The sequence below is a fragment of the Flavobacterium sp. 120 genome, from assembly GCF_003633605.1.
GTDB classification, from domain to species: domain Bacteria; phylum Bacteroidota; class Bacteroidia; order Flavobacteriales; family Flavobacteriaceae; genus Flavobacterium; species Flavobacterium algoritolerans.
Window position 1 is genome coordinate 2,246,054 of sequence record NZ_RBKZ01000001.1, and the last position, 21,496, is coordinate 2,267,549.

14 protein-coding genes are annotated in these 21,496 nt (G+C 34.8%); 12 read left to right on the forward strand and 2 right to left on the reverse strand.

Going from position 1 to position 21,496, the window contains the following annotated elements; genetic code table 11:
• Nucleotides 1-198 precede the first annotated feature (198 nt).
• The 7 genes from C8C87_RS15985 (at nt 199) to C8C87_RS09610 (ending at nt 12,452) form a co-directional block, all read left to right on the forward strand.
• Nucleotides 199-2,754, forward strand: coding sequence for an endonuclease (locus C8C87_RS15985; protein ID WP_121342444.1), 2,556 nt, complete (start codon nt 199-201; stop codon nt 2,752-2,754).
• Nucleotides 2,755-2,845: 91 nt separating this feature from the next.
• Complete coding sequence (gene purL, locus C8C87_RS09580) at nt 2,846-6,499, forward strand: phosphoribosylformylglycinamidine synthase (RefSeq protein WP_121342445.1); 3,654 nt, start codon at nt 2,846-2,848, stop codon at nt 6,497-6,499.
• Nucleotides 6,500-6,673: 174 nt separating this feature from the next.
• Nucleotides 6,674-7,354, forward strand: a complete 681-nt coding sequence (locus C8C87_RS09585) for a hypothetical protein (protein ID WP_121342446.1) — start codon at nt 6,674-6,676, stop codon at nt 7,352-7,354.
• A gap of 199 nt (nt 7,355-7,553) precedes the next feature.
• Nucleotides 7,554-9,278 (forward strand): hypothetical protein, encoded by a 1,725-nt coding sequence (locus C8C87_RS09590; protein ID WP_121342447.1) that lies wholly within the window; start codon nt 7,554-7,556, stop codon nt 9,276-9,278.
• A gap of 189 nt (nt 9,279-9,467) precedes the next feature.
• On the forward strand, nt 9,468-10,574 hold the full coding sequence (locus tag C8C87_RS09595; RefSeq protein WP_121342448.1) for a two-component regulator propeller domain-containing protein: 1,107 nt from the start codon (nt 9,468-9,470) through the stop codon (nt 10,572-10,574).
• A gap of 199 nt (nt 10,575-10,773) precedes the next feature.
• Nucleotides 10,774-11,244 (forward strand): DUF1905 domain-containing protein, encoded by a 471-nt coding sequence (locus C8C87_RS09600; RefSeq protein WP_121342449.1) that lies wholly within the window; start codon nt 10,774-10,776, stop codon nt 11,242-11,244.
• Nucleotides 11,245-11,690: 446 nt separating this feature from the next.
• Nucleotides 11,691-12,452 (forward strand): LuxR C-terminal-related transcriptional regulator, encoded by a 762-nt coding sequence (locus tag C8C87_RS09610; RefSeq protein WP_099714901.1) that lies wholly within the window; start codon nt 11,691-11,693, stop codon nt 12,450-12,452.
• 63 nt (nt 12,453-12,515) lie between these two features.
• Here the strand turns inward: C8C87_RS09610 and C8C87_RS09615 are convergent, their stop codons facing one another.
• Nucleotides 12,516-14,234, reverse strand: coding sequence for an adenylate/guanylate cyclase domain-containing protein (locus C8C87_RS09615; protein WP_233550026.1), 1,719 nt, complete (start codon nt 14,232-14,234; stop codon nt 12,516-12,518).
• Between the two features lie 98 nt (nt 14,235-14,332).
• Nucleotides 14,333-14,776 (reverse strand): hypothetical protein, encoded by a 444-nt coding sequence (locus tag C8C87_RS09620; protein WP_121342452.1) that lies wholly within the window; start codon nt 14,774-14,776, stop codon nt 14,333-14,335.
• A 176-nt stretch (nt 14,777-14,952) separates the two neighbouring features.
• Between C8C87_RS09620 and C8C87_RS09625 the strand changes: the two genes are divergently transcribed.
• From C8C87_RS09625 to C8C87_RS09645, 5 genes are all read left to right on the forward strand, one after another.
• The gene (locus C8C87_RS09625) at nt 14,953-15,840 is read left to right on the forward strand and encodes a YitT family protein (protein ID WP_099714895.1); all 888 of its coding nucleotides are present in this window, start codon (nt 14,953-14,955) and stop codon (nt 15,838-15,840) included.
• 83 nt (nt 15,841-15,923) lie between these two features.
• Entirely contained in the window at nt 15,924-16,520 is a 597-nt protein-coding gene (locus C8C87_RS09630; RefSeq protein ID WP_158589740.1) for an HD domain-containing protein, read from the forward strand.
• Nucleotides 16,521-16,730: 210 nt separating this feature from the next.
• Nucleotides 16,731-19,016, forward strand: coding sequence for a GH92 family glycosyl hydrolase (locus C8C87_RS09635; protein WP_121342454.1), 2,286 nt, complete (start codon nt 16,731-16,733; stop codon nt 19,014-19,016).
• A gap of 57 nt (nt 19,017-19,073) precedes the next feature.
• Nucleotides 19,074-19,517 (forward strand): hypothetical protein, encoded by a 444-nt coding sequence (locus C8C87_RS09640; protein ID WP_121342455.1) that lies wholly within the window; start codon nt 19,074-19,076, stop codon nt 19,515-19,517.
• 183 nt (nt 19,518-19,700) lie between these two features.
• Nucleotides 19,701-21,476, forward strand: coding sequence for a long-chain fatty acid--CoA ligase (locus C8C87_RS09645; protein WP_121342456.1), 1,776 nt, complete (start codon nt 19,701-19,703; stop codon nt 21,474-21,476).
• The last annotated feature ends 20 nt before the right edge of the window (nt 21,477-21,496 follow it).

The following is a 21,496-nucleotide window of genomic DNA, read 5'->3' on the forward strand; positions in this document are numbered from 1 at the left end:
TTTTCTTCTAAAGTAAGAGTAAAACTACTTTCCTCAAAATGTTAATAATTATGTTAAGAAAATCTTAATTAACTTCATAATTTCTTAACATAACCCATCATAAAAGTTATAAATTTGCGCGTCTTCAGTATTTTAAGATTTGAAAATCAAGTTTTTAAAAACCGAAACTAACCCCAATAACCAAAACAAATTTAAATTATGAAAAAAATCTACTCTGCCTTATTATTACTGTTTGTCACTGCTGCGATAGCCCAAATACCAAGTGGCTATTATAACACCGCCACGGGAACTGGTTACACCTTGAAAACACAATTATACAACATCATCAAAGGACATACGGATAACGGATACGCAGGTTTATATACTATATATCAAACATCCGACAGGGATTATTACTTTGAAAATGACGCCACAATTTTAGACATGTATTCTGAAAATCCAACCGGAACAGATCCCTATAATTACTCCGCAGGAACTACACAAAGATGTGGAACCTATAGCGTAGAGGGCGATTGTTACAATAGAGAGCACATTATTCCGCAATCTGTATTTAATGAACAATCACCAATGGTTTCAGATGCGCATTTCATCACACCAACTGATGGAAAAGTAAATGGACAACGTTCTAATTATCCACACGGACCGGTAACTTCTCCTACTTGGACTTCATTAAACGGAGGTAAACTTGGAGCAAGTACAACTTCTGGTTATTCCGGACCTATTTTTGAACCTATCAACGAATTTAAAGGTGATATTGCACGTATGTATTTCTATTTTGCCACACGTTACGAAAATACTGTTGCTGGTTATTCTTATGCAATGTTTAATGGTACCAGCAATCAAGTTTTCACTACTGCTTTTTTAAACCTATTGATCACTTGGCACAATCAAGATCCAGTTAGTACTCGAGAAATCGCTCGTAACAATGCTATTTATACGGCTCAAAACAATAGAAATCCATACATTGACCATCCAGAATATGTACAGTCGATTTGGAACCCAACCGCTGATGCACAAGCCCCTACTACTCCAACTAATTTAGTAGCTAGCGGAACAACATCAAACTCCGTTTCATTAAGCTGGACGGCTTCAACTGACAATATTGGAGTGACTGGATATAATGTATACATGAACAGCGCTTTAAAAACAACAGTAACCGGAACAACGACTACTATCACTGGATTAACAGCTTCAACAGCCTATTCGTTTTATATTGTTGCCAAAGATGCAGCAGGAAATTCTTCGGCTTCAAGTAACGTAGTTAATGCTACAACTGCTGCCGGGACATCAATTACCTATTGTGCTTCTCAAGGAAACAGTACTGCCGATGAAAAAATAGGAAAAGTTGTTTTTGGTTCTATAAATAACACCTCTACCGGAACTGCAGGTTATGAAAATTTCACTGCATTAACTACAAATGCAACTTCTGGAACGGCAAATACCATTACCATTACACCGTCATGGACAGGTTCTGTTTACAGCGAAGGATATGCGGTTTGGATTGATTATAACAAAAACGGATTATTTACAGATGCAGGAGAATTAGTTTGGTCGAAAGCCACTTCTACAACAACTCCGGCAACAGGAACAATCACGATTCCAGTTTCGGCTGCATTAGGAACAACGAGAATGAGAGTTTCAATGAAATACAATGCCATTCCAACTTCTTGTGAAGCAATCCCGTATGGCCAAGTAGAGGATTATACGGTAAATATAGTTGCCGGAACTGCAGATACAACTGCTCCATCAGCACCTACAGCTTTGACAGCATCTGGAACAACCCAAACCACCACAACTTTATCTTGGACTGCTGCAACGGACAATGTTGGGGTAACCGGATACAACGTATATAGAGGAACTACATTATTAGGTACCGTTTCAACGACAACGTATAATGTTACTGGATTAACTGCTGCAACAGCCTATACTTTTTCAGTAAAAGCTAAGGATGCAGCCGGAAATATTTCAGCTTCAAGCAATGTTGTCAATGTTACTACAACTAGCGGTGGCTCCACTGCAACAGATTTATTATTTTCTGAATATATTGAAGGTTCATCAAACAACAAAGCCCTAGAAATTTCAAATGCAACTGGAAGTGCAGTAAGCCTTTCGATTTATAGCATCAAAAAACAAACCAACGGTGCCGGTACTTGGAGTACTGGACTATCCTTAACCGGAACGTTGAATAACGGAAGTAAATTCACCATTGTAAATAGTTTAATGGCATCCAGTTGTTATCCTATAAGTTCGGCTAATCTTTCTACATCAGCAACTGAAATGGCTTTTAATGGAAATGATGCTGTAGGTTTATTCAAAAATGGAGTCTTAATTGACATCATTGGAACTTTTAACGGTGGAACAGCAAACTTTGCAGCTGATGAAACAATCAGAAGAAAAGCAACCGTTACGTCTCCAACGACTACTTTCAATAAAACTACCCAATGGGATTCTTACACTTCTGATACTTGTAACAATTTAGGAAGTCGTATGGTTGAAAAAACACCAAAAACCAGTGTCGCTTTAGATATAAATAACATTGTTATCTATCCAAATCCATCTAATGGAAATTTCTCTATCAACAATTCGAATAAAATGTATTCTATCGAAATTTATTCTATAATTGGTCAGAAAATTTTTGGAGAAGAAAACAGTACTAAATCAGAAATTACGCTGCCAAATATTGCAAAAGGAACGTACTTGGTTCGAGTTACTATCGATTCAAATTCGGTCATCAAGAAATTAATAATCAACTAATTAAGAAAGCGGCAAATTGCCGCTTTTTTTTTACCCAAAATTTAATCTTAATTGACTAAATTTGCACCGCAATACAACAAACTACATAACAATGATCCATTTCTTTGAAAACCAAAGCAAAACTGTTTTTGCCGTACATACGCAAAACGAAATTTCGGCTCAAGACATTTCAAAACTTAACTGGCTTTTTGCCGATTCAAATAAAATAGAAAAATCCGTACTGACGGATTTTTTTGTTGGTCCTCGCGCCACAATGATAACGCCGTGGAGCACTAATGCTGTGGAAATCACCCAAAACATGGGAATTTCCGGAATCATTAGAATCGAAGAATTTCAGAAAGCAACAGCTGATTTTTCTGATTTTGACCCGATGCTTTCGCAAAAATACGCTGAGTTAAATCAAGATATTTTCACTATCAACGTGCTTCCAGAAGCCATTTTGAACATCGATGATATTGCTGCTTACAATGCAAAAGAAGGATTGTCTTTAAGTCCTGATGAAGTGGAATATTTAGATAATCTAGCGATTAAATTAGGACGAAAACTAACAGATTCTGAGATTTTTGGTTTTTCACAAGCCAATTCAGAACACTGTCGTCACAAGATTTTCAACGGAAAATTTATCATTGACGGAGAAGAAAAAGAATCTTCTTTATTCAAATTAATCAAGAAAACATCTCAGGAAAACCCGAACGATATTGTTTCGGCTTATAAAGACAACGTTGCTTTTGTAAAAGGGCCACGAGTACAACAATTTGCTCCAAAAAGTGCTGATAAACCTGATTTTTATGAAGTAAAAGAATTTGATTCGGTTATTTCATTAAAAGCAGAAACACATAATTTCCCAACAACAGTAGAGCCTTTCAACGGAGCTGCAACTGGTTCTGGAGGAGAAATTCGCGACCGTTTAGCAGGTGGACAAGGTTCGTTGCCAATGGCAGGAACGGCAGTTTATATGACTTCATATTCTCGTTTAGCCGAAAACAGACCGTGGGAAAATGGTATGACCGAAAGAAAATGGTTGTATCAAACCCCAATGGATATTTTGATCAAAGCCTCTAACGGAGCTTCTGATTTCGGAAATAAATTTGGACAACCGTTAATTACAGGTTCTATCCTGACTTTCGAACACGAAGAAGACGCTCGCAAACTAGGTTTCGACAAAGTGATTATGCAAGCGGGTGGAATTGGGTACGGAAAATTAGACCAAGCGATTAAGAAAAAACCACAAACAGGCGATAAAATTGTCATCCTTGGTGGGGAAAATTATAGAATTGGAATGGGTGGAGCTGCAGTTTCTTCAGCAGATACAGGCGCTTTTAGTTCAGGAATTGAATTAAATGCGATTCAACGTTCGAACCCAGAAATGCAAAAACGTGCTGCCAATGCCATTCGTGGTTTGGTAGAAAGCGATATCAATCCAATTGTCTCTATTCACGATCACGGAGCTGGTGGACATTTAAACTGTCTTTCGGAATTAGTGGAAGATACCGGTGGATTAATTGATTTAGATAAATTGCCAGTGGGAGATCCTACCCTTTCGGCAAAAGAAATAATTGGTAACGAATCTCAGGAAAGAATGGGATTGGTTATTGGTAAGGAAAACATCGATTTATTACAAAAAATTGCCGACCGTGAGCGTTCTCCAATGTACCAAGTGGGAGACGTAACCGGAGATCACCGTTTTACTTTCGAATCAAAATCAACTGGTGCTAAGCCAATGGATTTTGCCTTGGAAGACTTTTTTGGAAGTTCTCCAAAAGTGGTTATGACAGACAAAACAATCGAAAGAAATTATACTGATTTAACATACGACAAGAAAAACATTTCAACCTACTTAGAGCAAGTGCTTCAATTGGAAGCAGTGGCTTGTAAAGACTGGTTGACCAACAAAGTAGACCGTTGTGTGGGTGGTAAAGTTGCCAAACAACAATGTGCCGGTCCATTGCAATTGCCATTGAATAATTGTGGTGTAATGGCTTTGGATTACCAAGGAATAGAAGGAATTGCCACTTCGATTGGTCACTCTCCTGTTGCAGCATTAATTGATCCTGTTGCGGGAAGTAGAACTGCTATTGCTGAGGCATTGTCTAACATTATTTGGGCTCCAATAAAAGATGGTTTAGATGGAATTTCTCTTTCTGCTAACTGGATGTGGGCTTGTAAAAACGAAGGGGAAGACGCTCGTTTGTATGCAGCTGTACAAGGTTGTTCGGATTTTGCAATCGAATTAGGAATCAATATTCCAACCGGAAAAGATTCCCTTTCCATGAAACAAAAATATCCAAATGAAGAAGTAATCGCACCGGGAACGGTAATTATTTCAGCAGGTGGAAATTGTACCGACATTAGAAAAGTCGTAGAGCCTGTGTTACAAAGAGACGGCGGTTCTATTTATTACATCAATTTGTCACAAGATGATTTCAAATTAGGAGGTTCTTCGTTTGCACAAACGTTGAACACTATTGGAAATGAAGTGCCAACGATTAAAGATGCTGCTTTTTTCAAAAGAGCCTTCAATACCATTCAAGAATTGATTTTAGAAAACAATATCCTTGCAGGACACGACATTGGAAGTGGTGGTTTGATCACAACCTTATTGGAAATGTGTTTTGCCGACGTGAATTTAGGAGCTAAAATAGACTTCTCTGTTTTCGAAGAAAAAGACATCATCAAATATCTTTTTGCTGAAAATATTGGAATTGTTTTCCAAGCAAAATCAGATGCTGAAGTGGAATCTAAATTAAACGCCAATAATGTCTCTTTCTATAAATTAGGAACAGCTACAAATGAAGCGACTTTAGATTTTGGTCCTTGTACATTAGACATTGCTAAATACAGAGATGTTTGGTACAAAACCTCCTTCTTATTAGACCAAAAACAATCCAAGAACGGAACGGCTCAAGCGCGTTTTGACAATTACAAAAACCAAGCGTTACATTATACTTTTCCAACACATTTTACAGGAAAAAAACCAGTAATCGACAATTCTAAGCCAAAACCAAAAGCAGCTATTATCCGTGAAAAAGGAAGTAACTCGGAGCGTGAAATGGCAAATGCAATGTACTTAGCCGGATTTGATGTAAAAGACGTTCACATGACCGATTTGATTTCAGGTCGTGAAACGTTGGAAGACATTCAGTTCATTGGAGCTGTTGGTGGATTCTCCAATTCAGATGTATTGGGTTCTGCCAAAGGTTGGGCCGGAGCCTTTTTATACAATGAAAAAGCAAAAACCGCTTTAGACAATTTCTTCAAAAGAGACGACACGTTATCTGTTGGAATCTGTAATGGTTGTCAATTATTTATGGAATTGGAAGTGATTAATCCGGAGCATGAAGTACACGGAAAAATGTTGCACAACGAAAGTAACAAACACGAAAGTATTTTTACATCAGTAACGGTACAGGAAAACAATTCGGTGATGCTTTCTTCATTAGCAGGAAGTACACTTGGAGTTTGGGTATCGCATGGAGAAGGAAAATTCAACTTGCCAATGGGTGAAGAAAATTACAATATTGTTTCTAAATATGCCTATGAAGGCTATCCTGCTAATCCAAACGGTTCTCATTTTGACGTTGCGATGCTTTGCGACAAAACAGGACGTCACTTGGTAATGATGCCACACATTGAGCGTTCTACGTTCCAATGGAACTGGGCACATTATCCAAAAGACAGAGATGATGAAGTTTCGCCTTGGCATGAAGCTTTTGTCAATGCCAGAAAATGGATGGATAAAAAATAATTTTTTGATTTACTATATGAAAGCGTTCCTGAAAAGGAGCGCTTTTTTTATGGAATGAATTTAAAAGCCATTTTGATGATTTGTAAGATAATAATTAAAGTGTATATTTGAAAGTAATACGCTACGCAGTAGCGCCTATATACAAGTTATGCACAATCATAAAGCAACCGAGTAATGAAAAAAGAAATAAAAAATGATATTGCATATGGTGTTGCGAAAGCAACTCTTGGTTCTATTCCCATAGTTGGTGCGGTAGCATCAGAACTTTTACAATTATTAGTAACTCCTCCATTAGAAAAAAGGAGAAATGAATGGATGGTTGAAGTAGGTGAAAAACTAAAACAACTTGAAGAGAAAGAAAAACTCGATTTGACTAAATTAGCAAATAATGATGTGTTTATTGACCTTGTTTTGCAAACTACCCATTTGGCACTTCGAACAAGCGAAAAAGAGAAAATACAATATTTCAAAAACGTAATTTTGAATAGTGCCGTTGAAGAAAATCCAAACATAACTGAAGTGCAAATCTTTCTGAACTTTATCTCTACTTTTACAGTTTGGCATATTAAAATCTTGAAATTATTTGACAATCCAGAAAATTGGTTTAAGAAAAATGGAAAGAGTTTACCTAATTATATGTCAGCCGGTTTATCAACTGTTTTGGAAGAAGCATATCCTGAATTAAATGGAAAAAGAGAATTGTATGATTTAATTTGGGATGATTTGTCAAGAGCAGGTTTACATAAAACTAGTGGCTTACATACTTCAATGACAGGCTCGGGTCTAATGGTTCCTAGAACAACAACTTTTGGAAAAGATTTTTTAGAATTTATAACTGAAAGTCCTATCGATTAAATGACTGTGCATAACAGCCACTACAACGGATTTGGGCATTTGGCTTAATGGAAAAATTGGTTTGTATTTGGAAGATTTGCTTCGCCTGTTCGCTATCGCTCGGGTGGCAAATCCGAATAATGGGCTTAATTTAGTCCCAAACCCGCTGTAGTGCCAGAACGTTGGCGGTAATACTAAAAAAAACTAAACGGAAAAAGAAATGATAATTGATCTAGAAAAAAAATCTAAAGAATTAAAGGACTATGTAAGTCAATATGAAAGTACTAAATTTTTAGGTGATATAACTTTTCTGATTCAGCATATTCGTTTTGACAATCCAATTAAAAATTTAAAAGGTCTTTCTTCTCCACAAAGACAATTATATTATTTGGCGGGGTTGAATATAACTTCTCAATCAAATCAGCACACAAAATTAAAAGCACAATATAGTGACGATGAATTTGAACATATAAAAGGACTTTTAAATGATATTGAACTAGGATATACAAATTTTTTTTACCCAAAAAATGATAATGAAGTAAATCAGGAGTGGATAATGAAGAGTATGGTTGCAATGCCAACTTTTTTAAGTTATTTCAATCAAGGTCAATTAAATTATGAAGAACAAATTATAGAAAGAGTTATTGATTATTTTATGCCTTTCAATAAGGAAATTTCAAATCAGTTTGGAATTGGAGTTCAAGATTTTATAGATATTTATAATTTTATAGATACATTTCCCAATGAATATTTAAATGAAAAAATAAATCCAAAAGAAGGTCAACAAAGCTGGGAAGATTTTTGCGACGAAATGAAACAAAAAAATCTTATGCCTTGGGAATGGAATGAACATTTGCCAGAGCATTATAAAAATTTATTTAGTTACATCTCTGATAATGGTCAAACACATCGATACTCAAAGCAAAAATTAATTGACAAATTTGGTGAAAGCAAAACTTCCGCTTTTTTAAAAGTACTTACTTGCAAGCGAAACAAAACAAATTTTTTATATTACACAGAAACAAATGTTTTGCATTATAAACCAATATTTGATATTGAAAATGATGAATTTCAAGCAATTGAAATGAAACAAATAATTCATGCGATTTTTAATAACTTATTTCAATTTTGCGATACTACAAGTATTCGAGAAAAATTTTACAAAAATAGAGGTAATAAATTAGAAGAAAAAATTGAACAAGTATTTCAAGATTTCTTCAATAATAAAGCTTCAGTTTTTAAAGGTTATTACACACAAGATGGAAATGAACAAGACTTACTTTTTCTTATTGACGGTTTAGCCTTAATTGTTGAAGCTAAAGCTTCAAAAAGAGATGAACCTCGGAGAAATCCTGAAATGGCGTATCCTTTAATACTTTCTAATTTCGAAGAAACAATTCAAAAAGGCTATGACCAAGCTTATCGTGTAAAAGGTAAATTCATTGATAGAGAGATTTTGAAAATTTATAAAGACCAAAAGCTCAAAAAACATCTATTAGACATTAAAACAAAAAACTATCATAACTCATTTTCCATTATTGTTACGCTTGAAAGATTTGGACAAATACAAACTGATTTAAATGAATTATTAGAAATTTGGGATGATGACCAATTTCCATGGAGTGTATGTATCGATGATTTGGAAATTTTTCTTTTGCAATTAAAAAAGATGGGGAAAAATAAATCTGATTTAATAAAATTTTTAAAATTTAGAGAAAAGTTACACAGTAGGATTATAACAGGAGATGAACTTGAAGTATGTGGAGTTTTTATAAATGGAAGTATTGATAATCAAACCTTGAACGGAAATAAAACTATTGTCCTAACACCTGACCATTCAGACATATTTGACGAAACTTATCAAAGAAAAGGATTAGGCTTAAAGAACGAAAAAAAATTAGAATTGAAGACTAGCGGAAAGCACATACCAATTGGAGGTTACTAATAAGTACTACCGCCAACACACGCTACAAAAAATTTCGGCTATTGGCTTAATGGAAAATTTGTCTTGTATTTGGGAGATTTGCTTCGCCTGTTCGCTATCGCTCGGGTGGGAAATCCGAAAACAGGGCTTAATTTAGTCCCAAACCCGCTTTAGTACCAAGACGTTAGCAACAATTATAAAACCAACAATATGACAAACACTGGTATAATGATTTTATTCAAAGTAAGAAATTTACTTTTGGTTCTTCTGACATTTCAATTCTCAGCCTGCACAGGACAAGTAAAAGAAAAATCTGTTACTGATTCAATAGAAAAACAAGTAAACACCCAACCACTCATTTTAAAACAAAGCACGACCTTTCCGCAAATTCACACCAACTTAAATGGTATGGTAAGAGAGTTTGTAAGGACAATGTATCAAGACAAAAAAGGGAATTATTGGTTTGGAACAAATGGAAATGGGATTATCCGTTATGATGGGCAAACACTTCAAAAAATTTCAATCGAAGGACTTCGCCCATTGAAAGTTGTTTATGAAATTGTTGAAGACAAGGCTGGCAATGTTTGGTTTGCAACTTCTACTGGACTAGTAAAATTTGATGGTGAGAAATTTGCGACATACTCGACAGAAGTCGGCCTTCAAAAAGAGGAAATCTTTAGTATTTGTATTGATAAAAAAGGTTTGATTTGGGTTAGTAATGGCGAAGGCGTCAGTCATTTTGATGGTAAAAAATTCACCCCTTTTATTTTACCTGAAACAAAGGTCGAAAATCCAAAACCTATGTTATCTGATAAATTGGTTTTTCAATTTTTAGAAGACAAAAATGGAACGATGTGGTTTGTTACCGATGGAAATGGAATTTTCAAATACAAGAACGGGGAGTTTGCTCATTTAACTACTAAAAATGGACTTACCGACAATAATGTCTTTGATATTTTAGAAGACAAGCAAGGAAATATTTGGATTGGTACTTTTAATGGTGGTGTGAGTAAATATGATGGTAAAACATACACTAACTTCACAAAGGAAGGAATTATTGAAGGTCTAGAAACATATAATTTTTGTGAAGATAGCAAAGGTAATATATGGTTTACGGCAGAAGGTTATGGCGTGTATCGTTTCGATGGAACAAATTTCACCCAATTCACAACTAAAGACGGATTAACCACAAACGTGGTTCAAAGTATACTTGAGGACCACAAAAGCCAACTTTGGTTTGGCACTTGGCAAGGAATAAGTATTTATGATGGACAAAAAATTATGAATGCTAAAGAAAAAGAACCTTGGACGAAGTAAAAATAACTGTTGCTAACAGCCGTTTGGCAAGATTGCGAGTTTTGTAGTAAATTTACGTTTACATTTCGCAAGAAATTTTATCTTTATTGGAAAATAAACGGTTACGAAGTTTGCAACCTCGCCAAGCGGCGAAACGTTACTAGTACTATTTCCTCTTCACAGCAAAAGAATGAAATTTAAAAATCTTTGAATTTGAACTATGAATTTTATAGTAGAAAATGAAAAATTGGAAATTCAATATATTCCAGGAAACGGTGCTTGGACTTATCACCTTATTATACCAAATACTAAAAACATAAAAGGAAAATGGGGCGATTTAAAAGTGTCAGGGAAAATTGATGATTACGAAATAAATAGTAAAAACTTAGCACCTTTAAAAAATTCAAACAAAAAAATGTCTTTGAACTCGGAAATTAGAAACTTTATAGGGAAAAGCGGTGGAGAATTCGTAAACGTCACGCTTTATCTTGTAAATGAAAACACTGAAAAAAAGAATGAAAATGAAATGATTTTTGAATGTTTTAAGGATGCTGAAGTTTTAAATATATTCAAAAAACTCAAAATTGAGGAACAAAATGAAATAATTCAAAACATAAATTCATCTGCTACTGAAAATCAGAAAGTGGAAAAAATCGTGAAATTTATTGCAAAACTTGAACAGTTAAATTAAAAAAAACTGCTCCTAAACCGTTGTTAGCACTAATTTTAAGAAAAAAAATCGTAAATTTATAACTTTAATAAAATAATCGTTTATGATGACATTTTGGATAATTGCAATATTTATTTTTGTTGCTTCAACGTATATACTATCGAAATTTACTTTAAAAGAAAACAGAAAAGAAACTGGTGAAAAAGTTTGGAAATATGGGTATGGAAGATCTACGTATTGGCGACTTCTTTGTTTATGTAGTTTCGGAATAACAGTTGCAATAATGCTTGTTATGCATTGGATAGGAATTCCTATCCTACCGCGTTGATATACCACAATCGTTAGCGCAGTTTTGTTGCTAAATAAAAATTTCAGTTCAGTTCTTCTCTTTCAAAACCTCATTTATTTTTCTTTAAACCGTAAAATAATTGTATTTTTAGCGAAATTTTATGTCCAAAACCTAAGACATGACCCAAGAACTACAAAAACTTCATTCGGTTTGGATTAGTACTCAAAAAAGAGCCAACGAGAACACTTTATTACCACAAATAAAGTTTGACGAAATTGCCAGTTCGATAATAAGCTCTGGTCCGTTTTATTATTACATCATTGATTTTTATGATATGTCTTTATCGAACGTTAGTCCAGCTATAACTGATATTCATGGATTTGACCCGGAAACCGTATCTTTTAATGATATTCTTGGAACAATACATCCTGACGATGTTGACTTCATAGTAAAAGCCGAAGCTTCAATACTTAATTTTTTTTATACCAACATAGGTCCGGAAAGGTTGACTAACTATAAAATGAATTACAGTTTTAGAAGTCGAATGAAAAATGGGGAATATTGCATGCTCAATCATCAAGCCATAATACTTACTTTAGATCCAAAAGGTGGATTTGGAAAATCATTGAATATTCATACTAGAATTGATCATTTGAGCAAAAACAATACCTACCAATATTCCATGATAGGGCTAAAAGGCGAACCTTCCTACATGAATATTGATGTTTTTGAAGATACCCAATGCTTTTCAGAATTTTCAAAAAGAGAAATTGATATCATTAAGCTAATTGCAGAAGGTTTTGACAACAATGAAATTGCCGAAACACTTTTTATCAGTGTCAATACCGTAAAACAGCATCGCAAAAATATTTTAAAGAAATCCAACTCCCGAAATACCGCCCAATTAATTAGAAAAAGCACATTGCAAGGCTTATTATAAATTCTATTAGATTTATCTTTAAAAGCAGAGCTATTAGAGAAAAATAGAATAATTCCCAACGCTTTATGCTTTAGGATTGTTTACGAAATACATTTTCATCGTCCCTCTATTTTTGACTTCAATTTCACCTCTGTAATCACAATCAAAGCGGTCTTTAATGAGTTCATACGTGTTTTCGGATACATTAATTTTCCCGGGCTCTGAATTAGATTCCATGCGGGAAGCAATGTTTACCGTATCTCCCCAAATATCATACGCAAATTTCTTGGTACCGACTACTCCTGCTACCACGGGACCGGAATTAATTCCGATGCGAATTTCAAAACGAGTATGATTTAAAGGATTATTATTTTTTGAATCTCTGACAAATGTGGCAATTTCAAAAGCCGCTTGTACCATTTTAAAAGCATGGTCTTCTGTTGGAAAAGGCAAACCTCCTGCGCACATGTAACAATCACCAACTGTTTTGATTTTCTCTAAATCATATTTCTCCATGATTTCATCAAATTTAGAAAAATAGTAGTCCACACTTTCCACTAATTTTTCTGGCGGTAGTTTTTCTGCATATTGGGTAAATCCCTCAAAATCGGTAAATAACACCGATACCGATTCGAATTTTTTGGCGAGTACTTTGCCATTTTGTTTCAACTCATGAGCAGTTTCTTCGGGAAGAATATTTAGCAACAAGCTGTCTGACCGATTCTTTTCCTCTTCAATAATGACATTGGTTTTCTTTATGAATTTATACCTTCTGAACATTCCAAAAGCAAGTAAGAAAACCAGTCCCGATGAAATCGCGGATGAAATGGCAATAATTTGTCGGTTTTTTTTTCCTTGGTTGAGCAAATCGACTTCAATCTGTTTCTGGGAAACTTCAAAATTCGTTCGCAAATCAGCCATTTGCTGAACCGATTTGAGATTGGTGACGCTATCCCGATAAAGAATATGATTCTTATAATGCTTAAACGATTCAACGGGATTACCTGACATTTGATACAGCTCTGAAAGTTTAAGATTTGAATTACTGATTTGGTCTTTCAATCCATATTTTTGAGCTAACTCCAGACTTCTCTGCGCATAATTGAGCGCAACAGCCTGATTATTTTGTTTTAAATAGATAGCTGACATATAGGTCAGGTAATCTGAAATCGCATAATAATCCTTTAGTTCTTCCAGAATTTTTATGGCTTTACTCATGTATTTCATGGCCAAAACGTCTTTTCCCTGCTCGGCATAGACCATTCCAATATTTCCTAAATTATAGGCAGTTCCAATCAAATAATCGGCTTTCTTGAAAATTTCACCGGACTCTTTAAAATTCCTTAATGCCAAATCATATTTCTTGTTTTTAAAATATTCATCGCCCATATTTAATAAAGCAGACGCTAACCCAATGGAATTATCCGTCTTTCTTAATAATTTGATTGCTTTATTGTAGTAGATATAGGCATTTTTAGAATTCCCCATAACCGAATACACATCGGCAATAGACGAATAAGCAGTTCCTTGACCCGCACTATATTTTGCTTTGCTAGCCGCGGCCTCACTTTTAAAAAAAGCATCAAGAGATTTATTCAAATCTCCAATAAGTCTGAGTTTATTTCCTTTTTGAAAATACCCTCTGTGCAGGTATAAATAGTTATTTTCTAACTTTGACAGCGCAATAAGTTCCTCAGCATATCTTAGCGACAGCCTGAGATTATTCACTTCATTAAAAGATAAATTCCGGAGTAATTCTAATTTTTCAGCATTTTCAATATTCCCTCTCTGATAAATTTTCACAAGGCTATCAGCGACTTTTTGCTCCTGGGCTAAAATACTTAAGTGCACAAAAAAAACAAAAAGAGTGATTTTAAAAGAATATTTAAAATTCAATTCCATTACGGATTTATGGCTAATTTGGGATCTATGCTAAATGTTTTTGAAGAATTACCGGAATCATAAACGCTAAAATTGATGTTGTAAATATCCAACTTACCAAGCAAACTAGGATCATTTTTGACATTGGCAGATGCGTTTCCAGACCTTCCTCCCGATCCATAAATAGTAGGACTGTCAAAAAAATTAACATCATTGGATTTGGATTCATAATCAATACTGTTGATTGCCACTGAATACCCCGAGTCCCTTGAAACACCGACCCACTTTACATTATTATTGATAAATACATAGGATTTAAAATCTTCTGGAGTTCCATTTGAAGAACTTCCGGAATTATCATCCGATAATGTGCAACAACCATCAACTTGAGATTGTGATGGAGCATTCATTCCATAAAGATTAGCGGTTTGAACGGTCAATGTGATTACTACAGGCTTTGCCATGATTACTATATTTAAAGGTTAATAAATTCTGATTCAGAAAACTATTAATTTAAAAATGGCTGGGGAAACCAAAGAATCGATATTTTGAGGTAACAATCTAATTATAAGGTAAATATAATATTTATTTTTTAAAATAAAGTAGTATATTTAAAGGATTTTAATCCAAATTCATTCTTATGAATATTGACCACCAACCCATTGACTGGAAAGAAATATTTCATCCAAAAAATATAATTCTAAATTTAGTGGGCGTAGTATTCATTACATTGGCACTAAAGGGATTTATGATACCCAATAAATTTTTGGATGGCGGTATTATAGGGATTTCGATACTTGTACATGAAATTACCCATCTGCCATTTGGAATTCTTGTCTTGGGTTTAAACATACCGTTTTTGTTTTTAGGAAAAAGATTATTGGGAAAAACATTTGCATTACAAAGCTTGATGACTTTTTTATTACTAGCCGCCAGTATGACTTTTATTCATATTGAAGCAGTTACCACAGACAGACTTTTAATTGCTTTATTCGGCGGTTGTCTTATTGGTATCGGGATGGGTTTGTGCATTCGGAGTGGCTCCACTGCTGATGGTGTAGAAATTTTGGCTTTATTAACTACCCGAAAAATCGGGCTCAATGTATCCGAAGTTATCTTTGGGATGAATACTTTGTTGTTTTTGGCAGCAGCCTGGTCTTTTGGTATTGGCACAGCATTGTACTCAATTGTCACTTATTTTTCGGCCATAAAATCCCTCGATTATATAACGCACGGCTTAGAACAATACACTTCCCTACACATCATTTCTTCCAAAAGTGAAATTATTAAATCTTTGATTGTGAAAAAATTCGGGAAAGGAATTACAATAATTAAAGGGGAACGGGGTTATTTACCTGATACTTTCGATTTAAAAACAGATTGTGACATCATCATCACTGTAGTAACGCGACTCGAATTGCTTAGAATCAAAGATGAGATACGAAAATTAGACCCCAATGCTTTTATGTTTATTCAATACATCAAAGAAGCCAGCGGCGGAATTTTAAGAAACAAACAAAAACACTAGTATCGAAAATCCATGAAATGAAAATCTCACAGAGATGCTTTCAGGACCTATACCCTATTTTTAAATTTAATTGTGCTGTAAATATGAAAAACTGGAATCTTTTGTATACCAATGTCATGGATTGTTTAAAAACACAATTGTCTCCTTTTCTCATTTATCACCATTGGAAACACACGCAACATGTGCTGGAAGCAGCGGAATATATTGCGCAACAAGAAAATACAACTGAGGAAGATATAGTGCTTGTTAAAACGGCGGCATTATTTCATGATGCCGGATTTATCAACGGAATTAATGAGGGGCATGAAGAAGAAAGCATTCGGTTTGCTGGAAAAAAGTTACCGGATTTTGGATATACCGAAAAAGAAATTGAAATCATTGCCGGCATGATACGAGCCACAATAATTCCGCAACAACCAAAAACCAAATTAGAATGCATCCTTGCAGATGCCGATGTCGAATATTTGGGCACCAATCATTTTGAGCGCATCGGAAATAAACTCTATTTGGAATTGAAACATTATAATCCAAATCTCAGCTTGGAAGAATGGAACGACATGCAAATTAATTTTCTCCAATCGCACTTTTATCATACCGACTATTGCATACGAAATAGAACTGCCGTAAAAGAAAAGAATCTTACAGAACTGATTGAAAGGAAAAAATTAGAAAAGGGATAAAAATTGCCTTAGTTGATATTCCTAAATGAATGGCTTTAATTTTATTTTAAATGCAGGTCTAAAAATAATTCTGAACGAATAGTATCATTGCACGATGAAGTTTTTACTGTCAAAATAGTCCTAATATTTGCTTAAAAACTTACGATTAGTTAGATTTGAATGCAATACTTAATTCGCATTAACTCCCGAAACTAATTTAGCAGTTATCACATGAAAAAAATATTCCTTTTTGTCTTACTCTACAGTTTTTCTTTTACCCAAGCACAACAAAATTTAGTGAAATATGTTAAGCCAATCATTGGTACCGAAAAAATGGGGCATACTTATCCTGGTGCAACAGTTCCTTTTGGAGCAGTGCAACTAAGCCCGGAAACGGATACTATTTCATACGAACTTAATGGGAAATACAACGGAGACGTTTATAAATATTGCGCCGGTTACAAATATGAAGACAAGACTATTGTCGGTTTCAGCCACACGCATTTAAGCGGAACAGGACACTCTGATCTTGGGGATTTTCTAATTATGCCAACACAAGGAAAATTGCAGTTGAATCCCGGAACCGCTGCAAACCCAAAAAGTGGATTTCGCTCCGCGTTTTCTCATGCTAACGAAAAAGTCGAAGCCGGCTATTATAAAGTCAAACTGGATGATGAAGGTATTTTAGCCGAAATGACTGCTACAACTCGAGTTGGTATGCATCAATATACTTTTCCAAAATCGGACGAAAGTCATATCATTTTAGACTTAATGGCCGGAATTTATAATTACGATCAAAAAGATGTTTGGACGTATGTAAGAGTTATTAATGACACTTTGATTACCGGTTACAGACAAACGAATGGCTGGGCAAGAACCCGAACGGTTTATTTTGCGATGTCATTTTCGAAACCTTTTAAAGAATATGGTCAAAAAAATTATGATACTAAACAGCCGTATAGAGGATTTTGGGGCAAGTTCGACCAAACCAAAAATTTCCCTGAAATAGCCGGAAAAAAAATACGAATGTATTTTGATTTCAAAACAGAAGAATCCGAAAAAATAAAAATAAAATTCGCTTTATCCTCGGTTAGCCAAGAAAACGCCTTGCAAAATATGCAGGCAGAGATTAAAGATTGGGATTTTGAAAAAGTAAAAGACCAGGCACAAGCAATTTGGAACAAAGAATTAAATAAAATCAATATCACTGCATCAGAAGATACCAAAGTGAATTTTTACACCGCCATGTATCATACTTTCATAAATCCAACAACTTACACGGACGTAAACGGACAATACAAAGGACTGGATCAAGGAACTCACCAAGCAGACGGTTTTACCAATTACAGTACTTTTTCACTTTGGGATACCTATCGGGCATTGCATCCTTTTTTCAATATAATCCAACCTTCACGTAACAATGATATGGTAAAATCCATGCTGGCACATTACAATCAAAGTGCCTTGCACATGTTACCCATTTGGTCTCATTATTCCAATGATAACTGGTGTATGAGTGGCTATCATAGTGTTTCTGTAATTGCGGATGCCATTATAAAAGGAACTTACAATGGAGATGAAAACCAAGCTTTGGAAGCCTGTATCACTACTGCAAACCACCGCAATTATGAAGGCATAGGCAGCTATATTGATTTGGGTTACATTCCTGCCGAAAAAAGTGGCATCTCTGTTTCAAACACATTAGAATATGCATATGATGATTGGTGTATTGCACAAATCGCTAAGAAACTGAACCGAACTGATGTATACAATGAATTTATAAAACACTCCGGAAATTGGAAAAACAATTTTGATAAAACAACTGGTTTTATGCGTCCAAAATTAGCTGACGGTACCTTCAAAAAAGAATTTGACGCTTTGAGCACCCACGGTCAAGGTTTTATAGAAGGCAATAGCTGGAACTACAGCTTTTTTGTACCGCAGGATCCAACTCAATTAGTCACTCAAATGGGTGGCAAAAAATCTTTTGCATCGCGATTGGATACCCTGTTTTCAATGTATTTACCAGATTCCTTTTTTGCAGAAACCGAAGATATTACCCGAGAAGGAATTATAGGCGGTTACGTTCATGGCAATGAACCTGCGCATCATGTGGCTTATTTTTACAATTGGACGGACGAACCTTGGAAAACACAATCCCAAGTGCGTAAAATTTTGAACATGCAGTACAAACCTACTCCCGATGGTTTAGGAGGAAACGATGATTGCGGACAAATGAGTGCTTGGTATATTTTCTCTTCACTGGGATTCTATCCTGTAGCGCCGGGATCTGATGAATACAGTTTAGGCTCGCCACTGGTAAATAATGCAACCCTGACTTTAGAAAATGGAAAAACATTTACTGTGGAAGCGATGAACCAAAGTGATAAAAATGTTTATGTGAAAAAAGTGCTGTTGAACGGAAAACCATTAAACAGTTTATTTATCAAACATGCTGACATTACCGACGGTTCAAAAATCACTTTTTATATGAGTCCAAAGCCAACAAAAAAATAAAGCTAATGGCACCGAATCCAAAAAAAACTATTTGTTGAAAAACCAAAACTATACGAAATGACAAAATTAGTTACCGTGTTTATAATCCCATTAATTCTATTTGTGGTCACTGCAAATGCACAAAATAAAGTTGAAAAAATAACCGCCAAAGACGGAATCCATTATATTACCACAAACATTGATTATCCTATAACGGGAACCTATCTTTTTGAAGGCCTTACAGAACCTATCGTACAATTAGACCCCGATGGAACCGGTATTTTTCAGGTATTGGACTTATCAAAAACCACTATCCTTTGGGGAATGGAATGTTTTGAAAATGGCACTCCAAAATACCAGAAAGGATTTAACTATGCGGTATACACGCTTTGGTACAAAAACAAAGACACAAGTTCAGAAATGGAAACCTCAGAAGATTGGACAAATGCCCATTTTTCTATCCATTTTCAAAAAAAGAAAATGTTCATCTTAGGAGACAGAAGCAAAGATTATGTAGAGTAATCTATTAATCCAAAATTCATATGGGATGAACATTTTAGCTTAAAATCAGTCTCTTAAACTTCATTTCAAGAAAACGTTTTCGTAAAATGGAATAATTCTGGTTTAATTTTCTATTTAATTTTTGAAAATTAATAATTATTATTAATTTTTATTTAATTTGCGAGTCAATTCAACATTCGAATAATGACTTCTATAACCAGACTTTTTGATTTTCCCTATTATCAACAAGATAAATATACTTCAATTCCAGATGCTTTAACAACTAAGCAAAATGGAGTTTGGATAAAAACTTCTACTCAAGAATACATCGCTAAAGCCAATGCTGTTTCGAGGGCGCTCTTGAAAATGAACGTTCAAAAAGACGATAAAATTGCCATTATTTCTACTAATAATAGAACCGAATGGAATATTATGGATATTGGTGTGTTGCAAACCGGCGCGCAAACCGTTCCAATTTACCCAACAATTTCCGAAGATGATTATGAATATATCCTGAATCATTCCGGTGCCATATATTGTTTTGTGTCGGATGCCGAAGTACTACGCAAAGTAAATTTGATTCGAAATAAAATTCCGAATGTAAAAGAAGTCTATTCGTTCAACGAAATTGAAGGTTGCAAAAACTGGAATGAATTATTGATTCATGGTGTAGACACAGGCAATCAAAGTGAAGTTGAAGACCGTAAAAACAATGTAAAAACAGAAGATTTAGCTACTATAATTTATACTTCGGGAACCACCGGAAAACCGAAAGGAGTTATGCTTTCGCATAAAAACATTGTCTCAAATGTGCTGGACAGTGCTTCCAGAATTCCTTTTGAAGCAGGAAAAAGCCGTGCATTGAGTTTCCTTCCTATTTGCCATATTTTCGAAAGAATGATTTTGTATTTATACCAATATTACGGAGTTTCGGTATATTTTGGGGAATCAATTGATAAAATTAGTGATAATCTAAAAGAAGTAAGACCAACAGTAATTACTGCCGTTCCAAGACTTTTAGAGAAAGTATATGATAAAATTTATGCCAAAGGAACGGAGTTAACCGGTATCAAAAAGAAACTATTCTTTTGGGCGATTGATTTAGGATTAGTCTATGAGCCTTATGGCAAAAATGGATTTTGGTATGAGTTCCAACTCAAAATTGCCCGCAAACTTATTTTCAGTAAATGGAAAGAAGGTTTGGGTGGAAACCTTGATTTGATGGTTTCCGGAAGTGCCGCTTTACAACCTAGATTAGCCAGAGTTTTTGCCGCAGCAGAAATTCCGGTAATGGAAGGCTATGGTTTAACCGAAACGTCACCTGTAATCTCTGTTAATGATATGAGAAATTACGGTTTCAAAGTAGGAACTGTGGGTAAAGTAATTGATAATGTAGAAGTGCTGATTGCGGAAGACGGTGAAATTCTTTGTAAAGGACCAAACGTAATGATGGGCTATTACAAAGATGAAAAACTGACCAATGAAGTAATTACTGACGGTTATTTTCATACTGGCGATATCGGAATTTTTGACGAAGAAGGATTCTTGAAAATTACGGACCGTAAAAAAGAAATGTTCAAAACCTCCGGAGGAAAATACATTGCGCCACAATTAATTGAAAATACGATGAAACAATCTCGTTTCATTGAACAAATAATGGTAATTGGTGACGGACAAAAAATGCCGGCAGCTTTCATTCAACCAAGTTTTGATTTTATAAAAGAATGGGGCGTTATCCATGGAATTGATGTTGGAAAAAGCAATGAAGAAATCGTCTCAAACGAGAAAGTTATTGCTCGAATTCAAGAAGAAATTGACAGCTTAAATGAAAAATTTGGAAATTGGGAGAAAATAAAACGTTTTGAATTGACACCGGATATTTGGTCTATTGAAGGCGGACAGCTTACTCCTACTCTAAAACTAAAACGAAAAATAGTGATGGAGAAATACATTGATTTATTCCATAAAATCTACAACTAGCCTTTGATAAAAACCGCTCC